This is a genomic window from Nocardioides nanhaiensis, assembly GCF_039542785.1.
Classification (GTDB): domain Bacteria; phylum Actinomycetota; class Actinomycetes; order Propionibacteriales; family Nocardioidaceae; genus Nocardioides; species Nocardioides nanhaiensis.
Genome location: NZ_BAABIM010000005.1, coordinates 139,573 through 160,438 on the forward strand (window position 1 = coordinate 139,573; position 20,866 = coordinate 160,438).

16 protein-coding genes are annotated in these 20,866 nt (G+C 75.4%); 12 read left to right on the plus strand and 4 right to left on the minus strand.

Annotated elements, in window-relative coordinates; translation table 11 throughout:
* The first annotated feature begins 8 nt into the window (after positions 1-8).
* The 8 genes from ABD948_RS20335 to coaE are packed head-to-tail and all read left to right on the plus strand — an operon-like array spanning position 9 to position 9,430.
* Complete coding sequence (locus tag ABD948_RS20335; RefSeq protein ID WP_345271706.1) at positions 9-995, plus strand: carbohydrate ABC transporter permease; 987 nt, start codon at positions 9-11, stop codon at positions 993-995.
* On the plus strand, positions 992-1,903 hold the full coding sequence (locus ABD948_RS20340) for a carbohydrate ABC transporter permease (protein WP_345271707.1): 912 nt from the start codon (positions 992-994) through the stop codon (positions 1,901-1,903). Before ABD948_RS20335 ends, ABD948_RS20340 begins: the two co-directional genes overlap by 4 nt.
* Positions 1,900-3,390, plus strand: coding sequence for a glycoside hydrolase family 3 protein (locus ABD948_RS20345; protein ID WP_345271708.1), 1,491 nt, complete (start codon positions 1,900-1,902; stop codon positions 3,388-3,390). The genes ABD948_RS20340 and ABD948_RS20345 overlap by 4 nt, the downstream gene beginning before the upstream one ends.
* On the plus strand, positions 3,387-5,306 hold the full coding sequence (gene murQ / locus ABD948_RS20350; protein WP_345271709.1) for an N-acetylmuramic acid 6-phosphate etherase: 1,920 nt from the start codon (positions 3,387-3,389) through the stop codon (positions 5,304-5,306). The genes ABD948_RS20345 and murQ overlap by 4 nt, the downstream gene beginning before the upstream one ends.
* Positions 5,303-6,577, plus strand: a complete 1,275-nt coding sequence (locus ABD948_RS20355) for an anhydro-N-acetylmuramic acid kinase (protein ID WP_345271710.1) — start codon at positions 5,303-5,305, stop codon at positions 6,575-6,577. Before murQ ends, ABD948_RS20355 begins: the two co-directional genes overlap by 4 nt.
* Positions 6,578-7,726 (plus strand): N-acetylglucosamine-6-phosphate deacetylase, encoded by a 1,149-nt coding sequence (nagA, locus tag ABD948_RS20360; RefSeq protein ID WP_345271711.1) that lies wholly within the window; start codon positions 6,578-6,580, stop codon positions 7,724-7,726. It abuts the gene before it with no gap.
* Complete coding sequence (locus tag ABD948_RS20365) at positions 7,723-8,778, plus strand: SIS domain-containing protein (RefSeq protein ID WP_345271712.1); 1,056 nt, start codon at positions 7,723-7,725, stop codon at positions 8,776-8,778. Before nagA ends, ABD948_RS20365 begins: the two co-directional genes overlap by 4 nt.
* Positions 8,779-8,821: 43 nt before the next feature.
* Positions 8,822-9,430, plus strand: a complete 609-nt coding sequence (gene coaE / locus ABD948_RS20370; RefSeq protein WP_345271713.1) for a dephospho-CoA kinase — start codon at positions 8,822-8,824, stop codon at positions 9,428-9,430.
* Here the strand turns inward: coaE and ABD948_RS20375 are convergent.
* A complete protein-coding gene (locus ABD948_RS20375) occupies positions 9,414-9,878 on the minus strand; it encodes a GNAT family N-acetyltransferase (protein ID WP_345271714.1) in 465 nt (154 codons plus the stop codon). The two genes, coaE and ABD948_RS20375, sit on opposite strands and share 17 nt — an antisense overlap.
* Positions 9,879-9,954: 76 nt before the next feature.
* Between ABD948_RS20375 and ABD948_RS20380 the strand changes: the two genes are divergently transcribed.
* A complete protein-coding gene (locus ABD948_RS20380) occupies positions 9,955-11,136 on the plus strand; it encodes a CynX/NimT family MFS transporter (RefSeq protein ID WP_345271715.1) in 1,182 nt (393 codons plus the stop codon).
* Positions 11,137-11,224: 88 nt separating this feature from the next.
* Here ABD948_RS20380 and ABD948_RS20385 read toward each other — a convergent pair whose 3' ends face one another.
* Positions 11,225-12,181, minus strand: a complete 957-nt coding sequence (locus ABD948_RS20385; RefSeq protein ID WP_345271716.1) for a sigma-70 family RNA polymerase sigma factor — start codon at positions 12,179-12,181, stop codon at positions 11,225-11,227.
* A 229-nt stretch (positions 12,182-12,410) separates the two neighbouring features.
* The gene (locus tag ABD948_RS20390) at positions 12,411-14,567 is read right to left on the minus strand and encodes a S9 family peptidase (RefSeq protein WP_345271717.1); all 2,157 of its coding nucleotides are present in this window, start codon (positions 14,565-14,567) and stop codon (positions 12,411-12,413) included.
* Between the two features lie 72 nt (positions 14,568-14,639).
* On the opposite strand from ABD948_RS20390, the gene ABD948_RS20395 reads away from it, so the two are divergent.
* Together ABD948_RS20395 and ABD948_RS20400 are read left to right on the plus strand one after the other, a co-directional pair.
* Positions 14,640-16,370 carry an ABC transporter transmembrane domain-containing protein gene (locus tag ABD948_RS20395; RefSeq protein WP_345271718.1) on the plus strand — a complete coding sequence of 577 codons (1,731 nt, stop codon included), beginning with the start codon at positions 14,640-14,642 and terminating at the stop codon, positions 16,368-16,370.
* Entirely contained in the window at positions 16,367-18,130 is a 1,764-nt protein-coding gene (locus ABD948_RS20400) for an ABC transporter ATP-binding protein (RefSeq protein ID WP_345271719.1), read from the plus strand. The genes ABD948_RS20395 and ABD948_RS20400 overlap by 4 nt, the downstream gene beginning before the upstream one ends.
* 54 nt (positions 18,131-18,184) lie before the next feature.
* On the opposite strand, the gene ABD948_RS20405 is transcribed toward ABD948_RS20400, so the two are convergent.
* Complete coding sequence (locus ABD948_RS20405; RefSeq protein WP_345271720.1) at positions 18,185-19,276, minus strand: DUF4192 domain-containing protein; 1,092 nt, start codon at positions 19,274-19,276, stop codon at positions 18,185-18,187.
* 160 nt (positions 19,277-19,436) lie between these two features.
* Between ABD948_RS20405 and ABD948_RS20410 the strand changes: the two genes are divergently transcribed.
* Positions 19,437-20,855, plus strand: a complete 1,419-nt coding sequence (locus ABD948_RS20410; RefSeq protein WP_345271721.1) for a DNA polymerase IV — start codon at positions 19,437-19,439, stop codon at positions 20,853-20,855.
* Positions 20,856-20,866 lie beyond the last annotated feature (11 nt).

Below are 20,866 nucleotides of genomic sequence, written 5' to 3' on the forward strand. Positions count from 1 at the left end.
GGAGAGCGATGACGACGACGCAGGCCGCCCCGCGGCAGGAGCCGGGCGCCCCGGAGCCCCAGGAGAGGTCACCGTCCCCGGCTCGGGGGAGCGGCGGCGGCCGCCTGACGCCGCCCTGGTTGCCCTGGCTGCTGCAGGCACCGGCGCTGCTGGTGCTGGGCGGCCTGCTCGTCTACCCGCTGCTGTGGGTGGTCACGCTCGCCTTCCAGGACTTCAACCTGCGCGAGCTGCGCACCGGCGGGTTCCACTGGAGCGGGCTCGACAACTTCCGCGAGATCCTGGGCGACTCGACGCTGTGGCAGGTCGCGCTGCCCAACACCGTGGTCTTCGCCGCCGTCAACGTGGCGCTCACCGTGGTGGTGGGCACGCTGGTCGCGATGCTCCTGCTGCGGCTGGGGCCCTGGCTGCGCGGGGTGCTGACCGGCGCGATCATGGTGGCCTGGGCCATGCCGGCCGTCACCGGCACCTACGTGTGGGTCTACATCTTCGACACCAGCGACGGCATGGTGATGCGACTGCTCTCGACACTCGGGCTGGCCGACCCCGACACCACCAACTGGTTCACCGACCGGGCGGCCTTCTTCGGCATCGCCACGCTCAACGTGGTGCACCACGGCTTCCCGTTCGTGGCGATCACGGTGCTCGCCGGCCTGCTCACCGTGCCGAAGGAGGTGCTGGAGTCCGCGGAGCTCGACGGCGCGGGGGCCTGGCGCCGGTTCTGGCACATCACGTTCCCGCTGATGAAGCCGATCTTCGCCGTCGTCGTGGTGCTCTCGACCATCTGGGACTTCAAGGTCTTCACGCAGATCTACCTGATGCCCGGCGGCAGCGGCACCAACCGCGAGGTGCTCAACCTCGGCACCTGGAGCTACGTCACCGCGCTCTCGCAGAACCGCTACGGGTCGGGTGCGGCGATCGCGGTGGTGCTGACGCTGCTGCTCCTCGGCATCACCCTCGTGTACCTGCGCACCCTGTTCAAGCAGGAGGAGCTGTGACCACCACCGCCGTCCCACCCGCCCCGACCGCCCCGGACGGTGCCCCCGCCTACGCGACCGACGGTCGCGGCGGCCCGCGTGCCCCGCGGCGCAGGCTGCGCGGACGACTCGGCAACGCCGTCGGCTTCGTGCTGGTGCTCGCCTTCAGCGTCGGTCCCGCACTGATCATGTTCAGCACCGCCTTCGACGCGCGCGCCAACGACGGCTCACGCTCGCTGCTGCCCTCGGACCCCTCGCTCTCCAACTTCCAGACCGTCTTCGGGGAGGCCGGCTTCGGTCGCTACCTGCTCAACTCCGCGATGGTCGGGGTCGGCACCGTGCTCGCCTCCGGGCTGCTGGCGCTGCTCGCCTCGGTGGCGGTCGCGCGCTTCCGCTTCCGCCTGCGCACCACCATGCTGGTGCTCGTCCTGGTGATCCAGATGGTGCCGCTCGAGGCGCTGGTGATCCCGCTGTTCATCCAGGCCAGCTCGCTCGACATGCTCGACTCGCTGATCGGCCTGACCGTCGTCTACGTGGCGTTCTCGCTGCCCTTCGCCATCTGGATGCTCCGCGGCTTCGTGGCCGCGGTGCCGGTGGAGCTGGAGGAGGCCGCCTACCTGGACGGCGCGTCGTGGCGCCAGATGTTCTGGCACGTGCTGTTCCCGCTGTGCCTGCCGGGCCTGATCGCCACCAGCGTGTTCTCCTTCATCACCGCGTGGAACGAGTTCGTCTTCGCGATCACGTTCCTGGGCGACGAGGACAAGTTCACCGTGGCCGCGGGTCTGCGCCAGTTCTTCACCCAGTACGGCACGGACTGGGGGTCGGTGATGGCGGGCTCGACGATCATCACGGTGCCGGTGATGGTGCTCTTCGTCATCGTGCAGCGGCGCCTCAGCGAGGGCCTCGTCGCAGGTGCGGTCAAGGGATGAGCAGGTCTGCGTCGGAGGACCTGCGCCGCTTGGCGCTTGGCGTGGTGCTGCCCGGCTTCCTCGGCACCGACCTGCCGCAGTGGCTGGTCGAGGCACTCGGGGAGGGACTGGCCGGGGTGTGCCTGTTCGGCCAGAACGTGCGCGACGACGCCCAGGTGACCGCGCTCTCCGCCGCGGTGCGCGCGGCCCGCCCGCGGGCGCTGGTCGCCTCCGACGAGGAGGGTGGCACCGTCACCCGGCTCGACGCCGCCTCCGGGTCGCCGTGGCCGGCACCGGCGGCGCTGGGCGCGATCGACGACCCGGCGACCACGCGCGAGGTGGCGCGGCGGCTCGGGACGGCCGCGCGGGAGCGCGGCGTCGACCTCGTCCTCGCGCCGGTCGCCGACGTCGCCAGCGAGCCCGACAACCCGGTGATCGGCGAGCGTTCCTTCGGCGCCGACCCGGCGCTGGTGGCACGGCACGTGGCGGCCGCTGTCGAGGGCCTCCACGCGGCGGGCGTGGTGGCCTGCGTCAAGCACTTCCCCGGGCACGGCGCCACGCGCACGGACTCCCACCTCGAGCTGCCCGTCGTCGAGGTGGACGAGGCCACCTGGCGGGCCCGGGAGCTCCCGCCCTTCCGGGCCGCGGTGGAGGCCGGTGTGCGGTGCGTGATGACGGCGCACGTCGTGCTGCGAGCGCTGGACGACCGGCCCGCGACGCTGAGTGCGCGCGTGCTCGGCCTGCTGCGCGACGAGCTCGGGTTCGACGGTCGCGACCAGGTGGTGGTGACCGACGCCGTCGACATGCGTGCCATCTCCGAGGGCGTCGGTCGTGCTGCCGGAGCGGTGCTCGCCCTGGCCGCGGGCGCCGACCTGGTCTGCCTGGGCAACCCGGCCTACCCCGACCACTACGACGACGGAGCGGCGCTGCACGAGGTGGTGGAGGCCGTGGTGGCAGCCGTGGAGGCGGGCGAGCTGCCGCTCCCGCGGCTCGCGCAGGCGGCCGCCCGCGTCGCGGCGTTGGCCGACACCGCGTCCCGGCTGGTCCCCGAGGCCCTGCCCGCGGACGACCTGGCGCACGACCCCGCCGCTCTCGCGCTGAGCGTCGAGGGCGACCCGCGGCTGGGTCGCGACGCACAGATGCTGGTGGTGCAGCCCGAGACCTCGATGGCTGCCGGCGCCCGGGCCTCGACGCTCACCCTGCTGGAGCCGAGCGCCGTGCAGGTCCACGACGTCCGGGAGGCGGAGGCGCACGCCCTCGCGGCCGGAGGCGACCTCGCGGTGGCGGTGGAGGGGCGCAGCACCCCGGGCACCCGCGCCGTCGTGGCTGCCGTGCTCAGGAACCGGCCCGACGCGGTGGTCGTGCACCTGGGCCCCGACGACCACCGGGGCCCCGCCCGCCGTCACGCCGTCGTCAGCCACGGGGGCGGACTGGCCTCCGCCCGCGCGGTGCTGCACCGGCTGGGTCTCGAGGCCAGCGACGACCACACAGCGAGGAGCACCCGATGACGAACCAGATCGAGAGCAGCGCTCTTGCCGTGGGCGTCGACCTGGGGAAGACCGGGTGTCGTGCCGTGGCGGCCGGCCGGGAGATGGTCGCCGGGCCCGGGTCGCCCGGGCTTGCCGAGCCCGGCGGAGCACGTGCGGCAGCTGCCGCCGTCGGCGCTGTGCTCGACCGACTCCTGGTGGCTCTGGACCACCACTCGAGAGCGCCGCTCTCGGTGTGTGTCGGTGCCGCCGGGGCGGAGGCCGCGCCGGCGGCGACCGCCCAGCTCGCGGAGCTGCTCGGTGCCGCGACCCCGGGCGCACGCATCGCCGTCACCTCCGACGCCGTCACGGCCCACGCGGGCGCCCTGGCGGGCGAGCCCGGCACGGTGCTCGCCGTGGGCACCGGCAGCGTCGCCCTCGGCCTCGACGCCGCGGGCCGTGCGACGCGTACCGACGGCTGGGGCCCGTGGCTCGGCGACGACGGCAGCGGCGCCTGGATCGGGCGCGAGGCCCTCCGGGCGGTGCTGCGCGCCCGGGAGCGCCGCGGCGCCGAGACCGCCCTCACCGCGGCCGCCACCGCGCGCTTCGGGGACCTCCCCGACCTGCCCGCCACCCTGGCGGCCTCGGGGGAGCAGGCCCGCACCACGGCCGCCTTCGTGCCCGAGGTGCTGGCGTGCGCCGCCGCGGGCGACGAGGTGGCCGGGGAGGTGCTGCGACGGGCCGTGACCTGCTGGGTCGAGCTCGCGCTGCCGGCGGTGCGCGGCACGGGCACCGGCGAGCTGGTGCTCACCGGTGGCCTGGCGCAGGCGCCCGCGTTGGTCGACGCCTTCGGTGACGCGCTGGCCGCGAGGGCGGGTGACTCGGAGGTCGTGCTCCGGGCCGCTGTGGGCGGGTCGCACGACGGAGCGCTGCTGCTGGCCGCGCGCCGCGACCTGCCGCACGAGCCCGCGGTGCTGCGGCAGCCGCCGCTCGGCCCCGCGCCGACGGTGGTGCAGGCCGACCGGACCGACCAGGCCCACCAGGTCGACGCGCTCGCGACCGAGCAGGTGCGCCCCGACCTCGCCGACCTCGACGCGCGCGAGCCCTCCGAGGTGGTGCGGCTGCTGCTCGATGCCGAGGCGACGGTGCCGGCCGCCCTTGCCGCAGCGCGCACGGCGCTCGTCGCAGCCGTCGAGCTCGCCACGGAGGCGCTCACCGGAGGTGGACGGATCGTCTACGTCGGCGCCGGGACCCCCGGTCGTCTCGCCGCCCTCGATGCGGCCGAGTGCCCGCCCACGTTCGGCATCGACCCCGCCACCGTGGTGGCGCTCTGCGCCGGCGGCGAGGCGGCCGCCCGCGAGGCGGTCGAGGGCGCCGAGGACGACGCTGCGGCGGGTGCCGACGACGTCGCCGGCCTCGACGTCGGCCCGCGCGACCTGGTCGTCGGCATCACGGCCTCGGGTCGGACGCCCTACGTCCTGGCGGCGCTCGCGGAGGCCGCACGCCGCGGCGCGCGCACCGTCGCCGTCGTCAACAACCCGGGGAGCGCGGCTGCCGCGGCGGCCCAGGTGGCCGTGGAGCTGCTGACCGGGCCCGAGGTGCTCGGGGGCTCGACGCGGCTGAAGGCGGGCACGGCCCAGAAGATCGCACTCAACGCCCTCTCCACCGCGGCCATGGTCGGGGCCGGGCACACCTACGGCGCGTGGATGGTCGACGTGCTCGCCAGCAACGAGAAGCTGCGCCGCCGGGCGGCGCGGATCCTGCGCGAGGCCACCGGGGCCGACGACCAGCGTGCGCGGGCCGCCCTGGAGCAGTCCGGGTGGCGGACCAAGACCGCGCTCGTGGCACTGCTGGCCGGCCTGCCGGCGGACCGGGCACAGGCGCTGCTCGAGCGGCACGGCGGTCGCGCCCGTCGGGCGCTGCACGAGCACGAGCAGGCAGCGGGAGCCGCGCGGTGATCGTCGTCTCCGTCGCCTCGGGCACCTCGGCCGACGGCATCGACGTCGGGGTCGTGGGGTTCGGGCCCGCCGGTGGCGAGCAGCTCGAGGTGGAGGTGCTGGACGCGCGCACCGCCCCCTGGCCCCGCGGGCTGCGGGAGCGGCTGCTCGCGCTGCTGCCACCCGGTCGCACGACCGCCGCCGAGCTGTGCTCGCTCGACACCGAGGTCGGCCAGGCACTGGCCGCCGTCGCCGCGACGGCCTGCCGGTGGCTCGCGGACCGGGGGGCGACGGCGGACCTGGTGGTCTCGCCCGGTCAGACCGTCCACCACGAGGTGGTCGACGGGCACTGCCTCGGCACGCTGCAGATCGGTCAGCCCGCCTGGATCGCCGAGGCGACCGGTCTGCCGGTCCTCTCGGACCTGCGTGCCCGCGACGTCGCCGGGGGTGGGCACGGCGCCCCGCTCGCAGGCGTGCTCGACGCGCTGTGGCTCGGCCCGGTGACCGCAGGCCCGCGGGTGGCGGTGAACCTGGGTGGCATCGCCAACCTCAGCGTGGTGACGAGCACCGGGGTCGAGGCGTGGGACACCGGGCCGGCCAACTGCCTGCTCGACGTCGCCGCGGCGCGCGCCAGTGCAGGGCGGCTCACTCACGACGTCGACGGTGCGCTGGCGGCGGCCGGGACCTGCGACCCCGCGCTGCTGGACCGGTTGCGCGCGCACCCCTTCCTGCGCGCCGCCCCTCCCAAGAGCACCGGTCGCGAGACCTTCAGCGAGTCCTGGCTCGACGGCGTCCTCGACGCCCACCTGCTCGACGGGGTGCTGACGCGCGAGCGACGGCCGCTGCGCTGGCCCGACGTCCTGGCCACGCTGGTGGAGCTCACGGCCTCCACCGTGGCGGAGGCCGTCACGCCGCGGGGTCCGGCCGAGGTGGTCGTGTCGGGCGGGGGTGCGCGCAACCCGGTGCTCATGGCGGCCCTGGGGCGCCACCTCGACGGTGTGCCGGTGGTGACCAGCGAGCACCACGGCCTGCCCGCGGACGGCAAGGAGAGCGTGCTGTGGGCGCTGCTCGGCTGGTTGGCCTGGCACGGGGTGCCGGTGACCACGGGCGAGCACCGGCCCCGGGTGCCGGGGCGCTTCAGCCCCGGTGCGCACGGCCTGGGCCTGCCACCCCCGCTGGCGGCGGCGACGTGGCCGGTGCGGCTGTCGGTGCGGGCGTGTGGTGGACCGGGCACGGCCGACGCGCGTGACGAGCGTGACGAGTACGAGCGAGACACCTCGGAGGTGGTCTGAGTGGGCACGACCGGAGTGAGCCGACGGCTGGGTGTCGCCCGGGCGCTGGTGGGTGGTCGGTTGGTGGGCGGTGACGTGGAGGTGACCGACGGCGTCGTCACGCGGGTCGGCCTGCCTCCGGCAGTCGGTGGCGGCACAGCGGCCCCCGGCCTGGTCGACCTGCAGGTCAACGGCTTCGACGGCGTCGACCTGATGGGTGCCGACGCCGACGCAGTCCGTCACGTGGCGCGGGCGCTCGCCTCCCACGGGGTCACCGCCTGGTTGCCGACGCTGATCACGGCCGAGCCCGCCGCGACCGAGCGTGCCCTGCGCGTGCTGGGAGAGGTGGCCGCGGCCGGGCCCGGACCGGGGGAGGCGCGCGTGCTCGGCGTGCACCTGGAGGGGCCGTTCCTGAGCGCGCGCCGGCTGGGCACCCACCCGCCCGAGCACCGTCGCGACCCCGACCCCGCGCTGCTGGCGCGGTGGCTCGACCTGGCGCCGGTGGTGGCGGTGACCCTGGCGCCCGAGCTGCCGGGGGCGCTGGCGACCGTGCGGCGGCTGGCTGCTGCCGGCGTCCGGGTCTCCCTGGGGCACTCGCAGGCCACCGCGGCCGAGGCGCACGCGGGCTTCGACGCCGGGGCGAGCGCGGTGACGCACGTGTTCAACGCGATGAGCCCGCTGCACCACCGCGAGCCCGGGCTGCCGGGGGCGGCCCTGGCCCGACCGGGGGTGCTGGTGCAGCTGGTGGTCGACGGCCACCACCTCGCCGACGACGTCGTGCGCGTGGTGTGGGCCGCGGCCGCGGGCCGCACCGTGCTGGTCACCGACGCCACCGCGGCCTCGGCGCAGCCCGACGGGCGCTTCGCGCTGGCCGGCGTCGACCTGACCGTGCGTGACGGTGCCGTGCGCAACCCGCAGGGTGTGCTGGCCGGGAGTGCGTTGACGCTGGACCGTGCCGTGCAGAACGCCCGCGCCCTGGGGCTGGGGGAGGCCTCGGTGCTGCAGGCGGCCACCGCCAGCCCGGCCGCCTGGCTCGGACGCGCCGACGTCGGGGTGCTCGAACCCGGGGCCCGTGCCGACCTCGTGGTGCTCGACGAGGCGCTCGCGGTGCGCCAGGTGCTGCTGGCGGGTGTGCCTCTCGAGACTGCGCCGCAGGAGGTGCCCGCGTGAGCAGCCTGCTCGAGCAGGAGATCGCCGAGCAGCCGGAGGTGGCCGCACGGCTGCTGGACCGGGTGCGCCCCGACCTGGCGGCCTACGCCGGGCTGCTGCGCTCGCGGGGGAGCCGAGGCCTGGTGACCGTGGCCCGGGGCAGCTCCGCGCACGCCGCGCACCTGGGCCGCACCCTGGTCGAGGTCAGGCTGGGACTGGCGTCCGGGGAGGCGACGCCCAGCTCGACGACGGCCTACGGACGCACGCCCGCCTGGGACGACCGGGCCGTCGTGGCGGTCTCGCAGTCCGGGGCCTCGCCCGACGTCGTCGCGGTGGTGACCGCCGCGCGGGCGGCGGGCAGGCCCACGCTCGCCGTCACCAACGACCCGGCCTCACCGCTGGCCCGCGCCGCCGAGGCGGTGCTCGACCTGGGCTGCAGCGAGGAGCGCTCGGTGGCGGCCACCAAGACCTACACGGCCTCGGCGCTCGCCCTGGCGCTGCTCGTGGTGGCCCTCGACGACGGCCGCGGTCTCGCCGAGGCCCAGGCGGTCCCCGACGCCCTGGCTGCGGCGGTCACGGGCACCGCCCGGCTCGAGGAGCTCGAGGAGGCCGCGGCCCTGCTGGCCGCGCACGACCGCGCGGTGGTCGTGGGGCGCGGCTACTCGGCGGCGACCGCGCGGGAGACGGCGCTGAAGCTGACCGAGCTGACCGGCACCCTCGCCATGCCGTTCACCCCTGCCGACCTGCTGCACGGACCCGTGGCCGCCGTCGGGCCCGAGGTGCCGGTGCTGCTGCTCCCGGGTGCCGGCCCGGCGGCTGCCGGGGTGCGGGACCTGCTGCCGGAGCTCGCCCGCCGTGGGGCGCCCGTGCTGCAGGTGGTGTCCGGGCCGGAGGAGCCGGGGCTGCCGACGACGATCGAGGTCCGGCTGCCTGCGGCGGCCGGGGTCGCGGACTGGCTGGAACCGGTGGTGGGTGTCGTGCCCGGCCAGCTGCTCGCGTGGCGCACCGCCGAGCGCCGCGGGGTCGAGGTGGACCACCCCGGTGGCCTGACGAAGGTGACGCTGACGCACTGAGCGGTGCCCCCGGGACCTGCGAGGAGCCGCGTAGGGTCGCGGCATGCGCGTGGGACTCACCGGTGGTGTCGGATCGGGCAAGAGCACCGTGGCGGCCGAGCTGGCCGAGCTGGGGGCGGTCGTCATCGACGCCGACCAGCTGGCCCGCGAGGTGGTGGCGCGGGGCACCCCCGGGCTGGCGGCCGTCGTCGAGGAGTTCGGCGAGCAGCTGCTCACCCCCGAGGGCGACCTGGACCGACCGGCCATGGGTGCGCTGGTGTTCGGCGACGAGTCGCGGCGCCGTGCGCTGGAGGCGATCGTGCACCCGCTGGTCTTCGAGCGCTACGCCGAGCTGGAGGGCGCGACCGGTCCCGACGACGTGGTGGTGCACGACATCCCGCTGCTGGTCGAGTCGGGACGCGCCGAGGAGTTCGAGGCGGTGCTCGTCGTCGACGTGCCCGACGCGGTGCGGATCGAGCGGCTGGTGCGCGACCGCGGGTGGACCCGTGAGGACGCCGAGAGCCGGATCGCGGCGCAGGCGGCCCGCGAGGAGCGGCTCGCCGTCGCGACGCACGTGATCGACAACGCCGGCACGCGCGAGGAGCTGCGCGAGCGGGTCCGCGCGGTGTGGCGCGAGCTCGACGACGCCGCACGGGTCACAGATCCAGCGTGAGGAACGCCGAGCTCGGGTCGGGGGAGTAGCCGCCGAAGGGCAGGCACTCGACGAAGCCGTGGGCGCGGTAGAGGGCGCGCGCCGGCGCGAAGAAGGGCTGGCTGCCGGTCTCGAGGCTCAGCCGCGCGTACCCCGCGTCGCGCGCCGCGCCGAGCACGTGCTCGAGCATCCGCCGGGCCAGCCCCTCGCGGAGCCGGTGCGGCGCGGTGCGCATCGACTTCAGCTCGGCGTGGCCGGCGTCGAGGTGGCGCAGGGCGGCGGTGGCCAGCACCTCGCCGTCGGCGGGGTCGTCGTACCCGGTCCAGAACCGCATGCCGGCGCCGCGCAGGCCCTCGAGGTCGAGCGCGTGCACGCTCTCGGGGGGTGAGGTGGCGCGCATCTGGGTCAGGTGGGCCTCCAGGAACGCCACCACCGCCGGGTCCTCGAGCCCGTCCTCCACGATGCGCACGGCAGCAGGGTAGGCCGTGTCACAGGCACGGGCTCCCGGTGGGAGCCGCGGCCCGACGCTGTGGCAGCGTGCGCGCGTGAGCACCCCGACCCGTCGCTGGCTGGTGCTCGTGGGCATCGTCGCGCTGGCCTTCAACCTGCGACCGGCCGCCGTCAGCGTGGGCCCGGTGCTCGACGACGTCCGGGCCGGGCTGGACATGTCGGCCGCCGAGGCGGGCCTGCTCACCTCGCTGCCCGTGGTGGCCTTCGCCGTCTTCGGTGCGCTGGCCTCCCGACTGGCCCGGGCAGTGGGGCCGCACCGGGTCGTGCTGGGCTCGCTCGTGGCCGTGACGGTCGGCCTGACGGCCCGCAGCCAGGTGGAGCACGTCGGCGCGTTCCTGCTGCTCAGCCTGGTCGCGTTGGCGGGCATGGCCACCGGCAACGTGGTGCTGCCGGCCCTGGTCAAGCGGCACTTCCCGGACTCGGTGGGCCGCGTCACCGCCGCCTACACCACCTCGCTGGCCGTCGGCCTGACGGCGGCGTCGGTGCTCACCGTGCCCGTCAGCGACGACTGGCGCACCGGGCTCGCACTGTGGGCGGTGACGGCGGCCGTCGCCGCGCTGCCCTGGCTGGGTCTGCTGGGCCTGGACCGCGGTGCACGCGACGCGGAGCGGGAGGAGGGGACCCCGATCACGCTCGCCCAGGTCGCCCGCACGCGGCTGGGGTGGGCGATGGCGCTGCTCTTCGGGCTGCAGTCGCTGCAGGCCTACGCGATCTTCGGGTGGTTCGCCGCGATCTACCGCGAGGCGGGCTTCTCGGGCACCACGGCCGGGCTGCTGCTCGGCGTCATCACCGCCACGAGCATCCCCACCTCGCTGGTGGTGCCGCGGCTCGCCGCCGCCCGCCCGGACGCGCGACCGCTCATGGTGGGCTTCGTCGTCTGCTACGTGGTCGGCTACCTCGGGCTGGCCTTCGCCCCGGCACCCGGAGCGGTGGCGTGGGCGGTGATGATCGGCCTCGGGACGGCGAGCTTCCCGTTCGTGCTGACCCTGATCGGCCTGCGAGCACGCACCGCCGCCGGGACGGCGGCCCTCTCGGGGTTCACCCAGCCGGTGGGGTACCTCGTCGCGGCTCCGGGGCCGTTCCTGGTCGGACTCCTGCACGACAGCACCGGCAGCTGGACGGTCCCGCTGCTGGTGCTCACCGGCCTGACGCTGCCGCTGCTGGCCGCCGGCCTGGTGGCGGGTCGCCCCGCTGCCATCGAGGACCACGTGCGCTGAGCCTGGAGCCCGCAGACGAGGCGACCCCCGCGCCGGGGGGACGCGGGGGTCGAGTCGGTGGAGCGGTGGAGCCGGGTGGGCCGGAGCCTCAGGCGGCGAGGTCGGGGTCGCCGAGGCGACGCAGCTTCTGCAGCGCCTCGCGCTCGAGCTGGCGCACCCGCTCGGCGGAGATGCCGTGCTTGGCGCCGATGTCGGCCAGCTTGTGCTGGCGGCCGTCGGTGAGGCCGTAGCGCGAGCGGATGATGTCGGCGGCGCGGTCGTCGAGCTGACCGACCAGGCTGTTGAGCCGGTCGCGCGACTCGACGTCGAGCACGGTCAGGTCGGGCCCGGGCGAGGTCTCCTGCGCCATCAGGTCGCCCAGAGAGGTGTCGCCGTCCTCGTCGACCGGGGTGTCGAGGCTGACGTGCTCGCGGCCCCACGAGATCAGGTCGATGACGCGCTCGACCTCCATGCCGAGCTCGGCGGCGATCTCCTCGGGCTCGGGCTCGCGGCCCAGCTGGCGCTCGAGCGTGCGGCGGGCGCCGCCGACCTGGTTGAGCTCCTCGACGACGTGCACGGGCAGCCGCACGACGCGGGCCTGCTGCGCGATGCCGCGGGTGATCGCCTGCCGCACCCACCAGGTGGCGTAGGTGGAGAACTTGTAGCCCTTGGTGTAGTCGAACTTCTCGACCGCGCGGATGAGCCCGGTGTTGCCCTCCTGGATCAGGTCAAGCATCGGCATCTGGGCCCGGCCGTACTTGCGCGCGATCGAGACGACCAGACGCAGGTTGGCGGTGATGAAGGTGTCGACGGCCTTGCGGCCCTCCTCGGCCAGCCACTCGAGCTCCTCCTGGGAGGCGCGCAGCGGGGCGCCGCCCTTGCGGCGGCCCACGCGACCCTCCTTGAGCAGGGCCTCGGCCATCAGACCCGCCTCGATGGTCTTGGAGAGCTCGACCTCGGTGGCGGCGTCCAGCAGGGGGTTGCGGGCGATCTCGTCGAGGTAGAGCCCGACGCTGTCGCGTCCCTCGATCTCTCGGGTGGCGCGCGGAGCGGTGCGTGTAGCCATTGGGGGACCCTCCTGGAACTCGTGGACGAGGCGTTGCCGACGTCTGCAAGGTCAACGTCTGGCCGCCGTCGTGGATTCCCCAGTACCCACGGTGACGCCCTTCACCGACCGGTGATCGGCCTGCATTTCGGCTCTGTGCTAGGCCTTCGAGAGCACTGACGATCCGGATGGGTCCAGAGTTGCCTCCGGGCCGGAATCTCAGTGACTTCTCAGTCCCGGAGGGGGGTTCTCAGTCGCGGTCGGCCAGGCCCATCCGGTCGAGGATCCACGCGAGGCTGAACGCGCGGTCGTGCCAGGCCTTGTAGCGGCCCGAGACGCCGCCGTGCCCGGCCGACATCTCGGTGCGCAGCAGGACGTCGGCGCCAGGTGCGCGCTCGCGCAGCCGGGCCACCCACTTGGCGGGCTCGACGTAGAGCACCCGGGTGTCGTGGAAGGAGGTCTCGGCGAGGATCGGGGGGTAGGGAAGGTCGGCCACGTTGTCGTAGGGCGCGTAGGAGGCCAGGTAGTCGTAGACCTCGGCGTCGGCCTCGGGGTTGCCCCACTCGTCGTACTCGGTGACGGTCAGTGGCAGCGAGGCGTCCAGCATGGAGGTCAGGTTGTCGACGAACGGCACGGCCGCCACGATCCCGCCGAAGGCGTCGGGGGCCTGGTTGGCCACAGCGCCCATCAGCAGGCCGCCGGCCGAGCCGCCCTCGGCCACCAACGTGCCCGGGGTGCTCCACCCCGCCTCCACCAGGTGGCGAGCGCACGCGGCGAAGTCGGAGAAGGAGTTCTGCTTGGCCATCAGCTTGCCGTCGTCGTACCAGCGCCGCCCCATCTCGCCGCCGCCGCGCACGTGCGCGATGGCGAAGGCCGCCCCGCGGTCGAGCATCGAGAGCCGCGCCACCGAGAAGTAGGGGTCGATGGAGATCTCGTAGGCGCCGTACCCGTAGAGGAGCGTCGGCACGGGCCCGGTGCGGCCGCGTCGGGCGACCAGCGAGATCGGGACCTGCTCGCCGTCGGGAGCCGTGGCCCACAGGCGGTGCTCCTCGTACTCCTCGGCGTCGAAGTCACCGAGCACCTCGGCCTGCTTGAGCAGGCTCAGCTCGCGGGTGCGCACGTCGTAGTCGAAGACCGACGCCGGGGTGGCGAGGCTGGTGTAGCCCACTCGCACGACCGGCTGGTCGAAACCGGGGTTGCCGCCGGACTCGACGGTGTACACCTCGCGGTCGAACTCCACGAGGTAGTCGTCGGTGACGCCGCGCGGCTGCTCGGCGGTGCCGCCCAGCTCGAGGATGCGCACCTGGGTGAGCCCCCGGCTGCGCTGGTGCACGACCAGGTGCCCGGCGTGGGCGTCGACGCCCTCGAGCCGGACGGCGGGGTCGTGCGCCACCAGCGGGCGCCAGTCCTGCGGCTGCGTCGGTGCCACGGGGGCCGAGCCGATCTCGAAGTCGGGCCCGGTCGCGTTGTGCAGCACCAGCAGCAGGTCCTCCCCGTCGACGACGGCGTGCTCGAGGGAGTACTCCAGGCCCTCGCGACGCGGGCAGAACACCCACCAGCCGGCCTGCGGGTCCTCGGTGTCGTGCACCAGGTACTCCGAGGTGGTCTTGGAGCCGGAGGCGACCATGAGGAAGCGCGCGGTGCGGCTGCGTCCGACGCCCACCCAGAAGCGCCCGTCCTGCTCGTGGTGCACCAGCTCGTCGTCGGCCTGGTCGGTGCCGAGCCGGTGGCACCAGATCTTGTCGGCGCGCCAGGTCTCGTCGACGGTCGTGTAGTAGAACGACGTGCCGTCGGGGTGCCAGGTGACGCCGCCGAGCGTGCCGGTGACCTCGTCGGGGAGCAGGTCGCCGGTCTCGAGGTCCTTGACCCGCACGGTGTAGCGCTCGTCGCCGACGACGTCGACGGCGTAGGCCAGCAGCCGACCGTCGATGGTGATGCTGGAGCCGCCCAGGGAGAAGAAGTCGTGCCCCTCGGCGAGCGCGTTGAGGTCGAGCAGCACCTCCTCGCCGGGGAGCGCCGGCTGGTCGGGTGTGGTGTCCTCGGCGGGACGCGGCGGCGTCCAGTCGTCGGGGTCGGTGACCGGGACCCGGCAGGAGGTGCCGTACTCCAGGCCCTCGAAGGAGCGGCCGTAGTACCAGTGGCCGCGGTTGCGCGTCGGCACCGACAGGTCGGTCTCGCGGGTGCGGCCCTTGATCTCCTCGAAGAGCCGCTGTCGCAGGCCGGCCAGGTGGGCGGTGGCGGCCTGCGTGTGGGCGTTCTCCGCCTCCAGGTGCGCGACGACCTCCGTGGAGTCCTTCTCGCGCAGCCAGTCGTACTCGTCGGTGCGGGTGCGGCCGTGGTGCTCGGTGGTGACGGGCCGTGGTGTGGCGCGCGGCGGGGTGGGGCGGTCGGGCTGCTCGGAGGCCATGCGGGCGACGCTAGCCCGCGCACGTGACCACCCGCGCGCCAGGCTCGGGTAAGGGCGCCCTAAGTTACCGGGGTGACCGTCACCGCGCCGACTGCTCGGCCCACCTCCGGGTGGGGCGTCCTGCGCCGCGCCCTGCGCCGGCGTCGTCGGCACCTGGCGCCCTACGTGCTGCTCCTGTGCTCCTGGCAGCTGTGCGAGGCGCTGGTGCCGGTGCTGATCGGCGTCACGATCGACCGCGGTGTGGCCACCGGCGAGGCCGGCACCTTCGGGCTGTGGGCCGGGGCGGTGGCGCTGCTGTTCGTCGTGCTCAGCTACAGCTGGCGCTTCGGCGCCCGGGTGGGGCTGCGTGCCATCGAGACCGAGACCCACGAGCTGCGCATGGAGGTGGCCGAGCACGCCTTGGACCCGCGCGGCGCGCGCGCCGACCGACTGGCCGGCGAGACGCTGAGCCTGGACACCTCCGACGCCGAGGAGGTCGGGCAGGCGCTGCGGATGGTCGGGTACGGCGTCGCGGCCGCCGTGGCGCTCGTGGTGACCGCCGTGGTGCTGCTGCGCATCGACGTGCTGCTCGGCGTGGTCGTGCTGGTGGGGGTGCCCCTGACCCTGGGTCTCACGCAGCTGGCCACCCCGATGGTGAGCAGGCGCAGCCGCGAGCAGCAGGAGCGCGCCGCGGCCTCGGCCGGGGTGGCCGTCGACCTGGTGCGCGGTCTGCGGGTGCTGCACGGTGTGGGGGGCGAGGCCGCCGCGAGCCGGCGCTACCGCACCACCAGCGCGGCGGCACGCGACGCCGGCATCGGGCTGGCGCGGGCGCGGTCGGGTCTCTTCGGGCTGGCCTCGGGCCTGAGCGGGCTCTTCCTCGCGGTGGTGACGCTGCTCGCGGGGCGGTTGGCGCTCGAGGGGCAGATCAGCGTCGGTGAGCTGATCGCCATCGTGGGCCTGACCCAGTTCCTGGCCGAGCCGATCACGATCCTGGCCGACCTCAGCGCCCAGGTGGCCTCGGCGGTGGCGTCGGGGCAGCGGGTGGTGGAGTTCCTGGCCACGCCACTGGTGGGCACCGACGGCGGCATCGAGCCGGCGTCCGCCTCAGGTGTCGGCGTCGGCGCGGGTGCAGCGGCCCTGGCGGTGCCGGAGCGAGGGCTTGCCTCCCCCCCGGGCGAGCTGCTCGGTCTGGTGGTCCCGGACCCCACGGAGGCCGGGGCGCTGCTGGCGCTGCTCGCCGGGGACGTCTCGCCGGAGGAGGCGGGGGCGACCGTGCACCTGGAGGGCCGCGCGGTGCACGCGATGCGGGCCGAGGAGCGCCGGGCGCGCCTGGTGGTGGTGCCGCACCGCGCCGACCTGCTCGAGGGCACGCTGCGCAGCAACGTGGACCCCTGGGGCCGGCACGGCGAGGAGGGGGTGCGGCGGGTGCTGCGGGCCTCGGCCGCCGACGACGTGGCCGCACTGCGGGCGGGCGGGCTGGAGCAGCAGGTGGCGGCCGACGGTGGCACCTACTCGGGTGGCCAGCGTCAGCGGGTCGCCGTGGCGCGTGCGCTCGCCAGCGACGCGCCGGTGCTGGTGCTGCACGAACCCACCAGCGCCGTGGACTCGGTGACCGAGCAGCGCATCGCCCGTGGCCTGCGCAGCCTGCGGACGGGTGGTGGCGAGCCCGGCGCGGTGCGCACCACCTGGCTGGTGACGAGCAGCCCGGTGCTGCTCGAGCACGCCGACCGGGTCGTGCTGGTCGAGGACGGGCAGGTGCGGTGCGAGGGCACCCACCACGACCTGCTGGCCCAGCCGGGCTACCGAGCGGCGGTCCTGCGATGACGGCTCCTCACGGTTCGGTGACCGGCCGGCGGCTGCTCGAGGTGGCCGGGGGCCGCGAGACCCGGCGACTGCTGGTGGCCCTGCTGGCCCGTCGGCGCGGCGCGTTGGCGGCCAGCGGGGCCGGCTTCGCCGTGCTGGGAGTGGCGCAGCTGGTGGCGCCGCTGCTGATGGGTCGCACCGTCGACGTCGTGCTCGACGACGGCGCCGCCACCACGATCACCGGTTTCGCCGTCGCGATCGCGGTGGCCGCCGTGGTCGCCGGTCTGGCGACGGTGCTCGCCCAGACCGCCCTCGCCCGCGCCGCGCAGCCGGCCCTGGCCGACCTGCGCGAGCAGGTGGTCGACCGCGTGCTGCACCTGCCGCACCACCGGGTGGAGGAAGCGGGGGTCGGCGACCTGGTGAGCCGGGTGGGTGACGACGTGCGCACCGTCAACCGGTCGCTCGAGACCGTGGTGCCCCTCCTCGCGGGTGCGCTGGTGGCGGTGGTGTTCACGCTCGGCGGGCTCCTGGCGCTGGACTGGCGCCTGGGGCTGGCCGGAGCCGTGGCGCTGCCCATGTACGCCCTGGGTCTGCGGTGGTACCTGCCGCGGTCGGGCCCCTTCTACCGCCGCGAGCGTGTGGCACAGGGGGAGCGGGCCGAGGCCCTGGTGACGGGGCTGCAGGCGGCTCCCACGCTGCGTGCCTACGCGCTCGAGCGCCAGCAGCTGACCCGCATCCGCGAGGCCTCCTGGGCGGCGGTGCGCATCAGCATCGAGGTCCTCCACATGCTGACCCGGTTCTTCGCCCGCAACAACCGGGCGGAGTGCGTGGGTCTGCTCGCGGTGCTGACCACGGGCTACCTGCTGGTACGCGCGGGATCGGCCTCCGTGGGCGAGGTGACGGCCGCCGCCCTGTTCTTCCACCGCATCTTCAACCCGCTCGGCATCCTGGTCTCGCTCTTCGACGAGGTGCAGTCCGCCGGTGCCTCGCTGACCCGCCTGGCCGGGGTGGCCCTGGTGCCCGCGGCCGAGGAGCCGACCGCCGTCGCCGTGCCCGCGGGACCGCTGGAGGTGCGCGGTCTGACCCACGCCTACCTCGAGGGCGAGCCCGTGGTGCACGACGTCGACCTGGCCGTCGCCGACGGCGAACGCGTGGCGCTCGTGGGTGCCAGCGGCGCCGGCAAGACCACCCTGGGTGCCGCGGCCGCCGGGGTGCTGCGGCCGACGGCCGGTGAGGTGCTCGTCGCGGGCGTGCCGCTGGAGCGGATCGGCCGCGCGGGGTTGCGGGCACACGTCGCACTGGTGAGCCAGGACGTGCACGTGTTCTCCGGGACCGTGCGTGACTCGGTGACCCTGGTGGATCCCGCGGCCGACGACGAGCGGGTGCGCGGTGCGCTCGAGCGGGTGCTGGCGCTGGGCTGGGTGCAGGCGCTGCCCGCCGGGCTCGACACCCTGGTGGGTGAGCACGGCCACCCCCTCACCCCCATGCAGGCCCAGCAGCTGGCCCTGGCTCGCGTGGAGCTGCTCGACCCCCGGTTCGTCGTGCTCGACGAGGCCACCGCCGAGGCGGGGTCGGCCGGGGCGCGCGACCTCGAGCGCGCGGCCCTGGCCGTGACGCAGGGTCGTGGTGCGCTGGTGATCGCGCACCGCCTGGGCCAGGCGGCCCAGGCCGACCGCGTGGTGGTGATGGACGAGGGACGGGTGGTCGAGCAGGGCACGCACGAGCAGCTGGTGGCCGCCGGTGGCCGCTACGCCGAGCTCTGGGAGGCCTGGTCGGGATGACCTGAGCCCGGGCCGCGACGGCGCCGGGTCTCGGCGTGGCAGCCGGCCAGGGGCTCAGGCTGGGAACAGCCCCTCCTGGGGCGGGGGAGCCGCGTGCTCGAGCAGGTGGGCGACCACCCCCGCCAGCCCGTGCTCGGGGTCCACCGACCGGGCCCGGTCCACGGCGCACCAGGCGAGCGCGCCGTGGCCGGAGTGCCAGGCGGCCAGGGCGAGCAGCGCGGCGGGCTCGGCCGCCCAGGGCTGCGGAGTGCGTTGCAGGACCTCGCGCCACAGCCGCAGGTGCGCGCGCGCCGAGCCGCGGTCGAGCCCGGTCATCGCGGCGTCGCGCACCTGGGGCCAGTGCAGGGCCACCAGCAGCTCGGAGACCTCGTCGTCGGTGGGCCTCCAGTCGCGCTCCGGCGAGGCCAGGGGCTGGTCGGCCACGCAGCGGCCCACCAGGTCGGCCACCCAGTCGATCATCAGCCCGAGCGTCTCGAGGTGCTCCGGCGGAGCCGGCGAGGGGGTCCTCGTCGGTCGGGGCTCGAGCCGATCCGCCACGGGTGCGCTCCGCGAGGGCACCGGTGCCAGGGAGGCCGCCAGCTCCTCGCGCGAGCCGAGCACGACCTCGCCACGCAGGACGGCCTCGGCGAGGAGCGGGTGGCCCCGCAGGTCGACCTCGTGGCCGTCGGGCGGCACCAGGGCTCGCGCGGGGCCCACGAGAGGCCACCACCGGTCGCCGTCGGCGCGCACCACGTCGACGATCCGCACCTCGGTGCGGGCCAGCACGGTCTCCAGTCGCTCGCAGACGCGACGCGCCAGGCGCGGGTCGTCGGTGTAGACCACGAAGAGCAGCCGTGGAGCGCCGTGCCGGCGGGCGATGCGGACCAGCTCGTCGACGTCGGCCACCAGCGTCTGGCGGGCGGTGAGCCCGGGGCGCGGCCCGAGGTCGAGACGGGCGTGGAAGTTGCGCGGCGCGCCGACGGTGAGCATCACCAGGGAAGCGGCCGGACGGAAGCCGAAGAGCACCGGCACGTAGGCGAGCACGTCCTCGACGCTGCGCAGTGTCGTGGGGCCCGCGGGCCGGTCGGGAGCGGCCGCCGGACCGGGCGGTGGGATCCGCCGCAGGGGTCGGACGGTGGGGACGGGGTCGGGTTCGATGTGGGTCATGGGGCCACGCTCGCCCGCCGCAGCAGGTCGCGCGCGTCCTCGCCCTCCGGCTGTGGATGACCCGGGGCAGGACCCGGCGCTGTGGACGGTTCGTGGGTCGATCCGGCACCCGTTCCCGCACCGCGGGGGAGCAGTCGGCGCCGCGGGATAGCGTGCGGGGGTGCGGCAGCAGGCGTCGGTCCTCCACCTCGACCTCGACGCCTTCTTCGCCGCCGTCGAGCAGCGCGACAAGCCCTCGCTGCGCGGCAAGCCGGTGGTGGTCGGGGGCACGGGTGGTCGCGGGGTGGTCTCCACGGCCTCCTACGAGGCCCGCGTGTACGGCGTGCACTCCGCGATGTCCACGCGCGAGGCACGCGCCCGGTGCCCGCACGCCGCCTACCTGGGCGGGCGCTTCCACGCCTACCGCGCTGCCAGCGCGCAGGTGATGGCGGCGCTGCGCGAGGTCTCGCCCCTGGTGGAGCCGCTCTCCCTCGACGAGGCCTTCCTCGACCTCGCGGCCGGTCCGCAGGCCGAGGGCCGCGATCTCTCGGTGGCGGGGGTCGCCGAGCTCGCCGAGCGGCTGCGCGCCCGGGTGCACGAGGTCACCGGCGGCCTGACGGCCTCGGTCGGGGTCGCCACCTCCAAGTTCATGGCCAAGGTGGCCAGCGACCTCGACAAGCCCGACGGGCTCGTCGTCGTGGCGCCGGGCACCGAGCGCGAGCTGCTGCGGCCGATGGCGGCGACGGTGATCCCCGGCGTCGGGCCCGCCACCGCCGACCGGCTGCGCCGGGCCGGCATCCACACCGTGGCCGACCTGGAGGCCGTGAGCCTCGAGGAGCTGGTCCGGCTGCTGGGCCGGGCCATGGGGGCCGGTCTGCACGCGCTGGCGCGCGCGCAGGACGACCGGCCGGTGGTGGCCGAGCGCGAGGCCAAGTCGGTCAGCGTGGAGGGCACCTACGAGACCGACCTGACCGACCGCGCGCTGATGGAGGGCCTGCTCACCCGGCAGGCGCGGCAGGTCGCCGAGCGGCTGCGCAAGCACGGGCTCTCGGGCCGCACCGTGAGCATCAAGGTGCGGCGCCACGACTTCACCACGCTCTCGCGTTCGAGCACCCTGGCCTCGCCCACCGACGCCGCCACCACCATCGCGCGCACGGCGCGCGGCCTGCTGGCCGACCTCGACACCTCGGGCGGCATCCGGCTGCTGGGGGTGGGCGTCTCGGGTCTGGCCGACTGGATCCAGGAGGACCTCTTCGCCGACCTCGAGCGCGCCGAGCAGGCCGAGCAGGAGAGCGCCGACGAGGAGGTGGCGCAGGTGCCGGCCGAGCTGTTGAGCCGGCGCACCACCTGGAGCCCGGGCAGCGACGTCGAGCACGACGAGTGGGGTCGGGGCTGGGTGTGGGGCGCGGGCCGCGGGGTCGTGACCGTGCGGTTCGAGACCGCCGAGACCCCGGCCGGGCCGGTGCGCTCCTTCGCCATCGACGACCCGCGGCTGCGGCCGTGGCTCCCGCCGGAGCTGCCCGACCAGCCGACCGACGATCCGCTGCTCCCGGGCGACCACGGCGAAAACCGGTCGCCCGGCGGGGTGCCGGGGTCCTAGCGTCGTCGGTC

Bases quoted from the DNA above. Each gene is read 5' to 3' on its own strand.
- ABD948_RS20385 (WP_345271716.1), bottom strand. From the start codon at position 12,181: ATGGCTACACGCACCGCTCCGCGCGCCACCCGAGAGATCGAGGGACGC.
- ABD948_RS20335 (WP_345271706.1), top strand. From the start codon at position 9: ATGACGACGACGCAGGCCGCCCCGCGGCAGGAGCCGGGCGCCCCGGAG.
- coaE (WP_345271713.1), top strand. From the start codon at position 8,822: ATGCGCGTGGGACTCACCGGTGGTGTCGGATCGGGCAAGAGCACCGTG.
- ABD948_RS20405 (WP_345271720.1), bottom strand. From the start codon at position 19,276: ATGACCCACATCGAACCCGACCCCGTCCCCACCGTCCGACCCCTGCGG.
- ABD948_RS20390 (WP_345271717.1), bottom strand. From the start codon at position 14,567: ATGGCCTCCGAGCAGCCCGACCGCCCCACCCCGCCGCGCGCCACACCA.
- murQ (WP_345271709.1), top strand. From the start codon at position 3,387: ATGACGAACCAGATCGAGAGCAGCGCTCTTGCCGTGGGCGTCGACCTG.
- ABD948_RS20400 (WP_345271719.1), top strand. From the start codon at position 16,367: ATGACGGCTCCTCACGGTTCGGTGACCGGCCGGCGGCTGCTCGAGGTG.
- ABD948_RS20345 (WP_345271708.1), top strand. From the start codon at position 1,900: ATGAGCAGGTCTGCGTCGGAGGACCTGCGCCGCTTGGCGCTTGGCGTG.